The sequence below is a fragment of the Synechococcus sp. R55.7 genome (genome assembly GCF_047461955.1).
Lineage (GTDB): Bacteria > Cyanobacteriota > Cyanobacteriia > Thermostichales > Thermostichaceae > Thermostichus.
Genome location: NZ_JANSIC010000263.1, coordinates 1 through 1,882 on the forward strand (window position 1 = coordinate 1; position 1,882 = coordinate 1,882).

Here is a 1,882-nt window from a genome sequence, read left to right on the forward strand (position 1 = left end):
GCCAGTGGTCAACCGGTGGCGGTGGTCAACACCGGCTCCAACTATCGCTACGTGGGCCGCCTGGTGGTCAGCTTTGACGCCAACGGGGTTATTGCCCGCATTGACCCGGTGAGCGGTGCCTATGCCACCGACGACCAAGGGGTAGCAGCTGTCAGGGGCACCCCCAATCCTGACGTGGTTCGGGTGGCCAATGAGATCGGCAACATCATCCGCACCAAGGATGGCCGCACCTTCGGCTCCACCACCCAATTTCTCAACGGCCTGCGGGCAGAGGTGCGCACTGAGGAAACCAACCTGGGCAACCTCACTGCCGATGCCAACCTGGCCTACGCCAGAACGGTTGATCCTTCTACGGTCATCTCCCTGAAAAATGGTGGCGGCATTCGCGCTCCCATCGGAGCTACCACAGGGGGTGGCGGCGGCGAGCCGGTGCGGCGGATCCCACCGGTTGCTAACCCTGAGGCCGGCAAGCAGTCCGGTCAAATCTCTCAGCTGGACATCGAAACGGCCCTTGCTTTTAACAACGGCCTCTCTCTGTTGACCGTCACCGCTGAGGAACTGAAGCAGATAGTGGAACACGGGGTGGCGCAAACCCAGCCGGGAGCTACGCCGGGCCGCTTCCCGCAAATTGGCGGCTTTGCCTTTAGCTTTGATCCCTCGCGGCCACCGGGATCCCGCGTCCTCTCCTTGCGGGTGGATACGCCCACAGGTCGGGATGTGGTGGTGCGCAACGGCCAAGTGCAAGGGGATCCCAGACGCACCTTCCGCCTGGTGACCCTGGACTTCTTGGCCAATGGTGGGGATGACTATCCCTTCCCTCGCCTGTCCAACCCCAACCGGGTCAACTTGGCCCCCAGCTCTGGCATTACCTTCGACACCCCCGGCAGCGAGCAAGATGCCTTGGCTCGGTATTTGCGGCAGATCGGCGTGTTCACCGAACCAGACACCCCGCCTGCCCAGGATACCCGCATCCAGAATCTGTCGGCCCGCCCCGATACGGTGCTGCAAGGGCTGTAGATTGGGTTAATGGACTGAGGCGGATGGATCCGGAGGAGTAGGGATTCCGATGCCAGACTCACTTCTTGCAAAAGGGGAGAGTGGCTTGGGTTAATTCCCTCAGCAACGCCATAGAAAATGTCTTGAGCTTTTTAGGAAAGACTACAGGAAGGGATCCCTGGCCAGTGTCAAGGATCCCTTTTCTTTTTCCCACTTCCATCCCCGCTGTTGTTGCTTGGCAAGGCTTACACGAATGCCCGGACGGGCTGTGAACCTTTTGGGCATTGCTCCCAACAAATTCATGGATTCTGTATACGAATCGAATTGCAGATTGAAGGAGGAATCATTACCATCAAGGGTGACGTTCGCTCCTTTTGCTGTTCATGACCCTGGAGACGTTTTTTACCCAGCTCAACGCCAATGGCTTAGCCATTGCGCTTTTGCTCTTTGCCACCCCTTGGGTGGTTTGGGTTCTCTGCGACTGGATCCCAGGCCAATGGGAGGAGCCTTTTTTGCTCAGCTTAAGTATCGGCTTGGGAGCGGTAACTCTTGTCCTCTGGGCGGGCTACTTGGCCTATGCCACCAACACCGCCGGCTGGCAGGCGGTGGTGAAGCAGGCGGATATGTTCTTGCTGCTGGTGCCTCCCTGGACTTTTCTTAGCTCCATCTGGGTGGCGCGGCAGCGCATGCCTCTCTCGCGGGTGCCGGCTTTTCGCACCTTGCAAGGGATCGGCATTTTGGCGGCAGTCTATCTTATTTTTTCTTGGCTCAGTCGCCGGGTTTATCTTGTCTTCTTTTCCCGCCTACCCTTTTCGGCTTTCTTGTGGATCCTGGCAGGGCTGTTGGGGGTGGCGTACATCGGCTATCGCATCATCTTCGGGGATCC

Annotated in this window: 2 protein-coding genes; both read left to right on the plus strand. The window is 58.6% G+C overall.

The features are described from left to right. Positions 1-1,017, plus strand: a 1,017-nt coding sequence (locus tag NW820_RS11385) for a bifunctional metallophosphatase/5'-nucleotidase (RefSeq protein WP_414407533.1), incomplete at its 5' end; no start/stop codon positions are given. A 362-nt stretch (positions 1,018-1,379) separates the two neighbouring features. Beyond that, positions 1,380-1,882 (plus strand): hypothetical protein (locus NW820_RS11390; protein WP_414407534.1); only part of this gene is annotated, 503 nt, incomplete at its 3' end.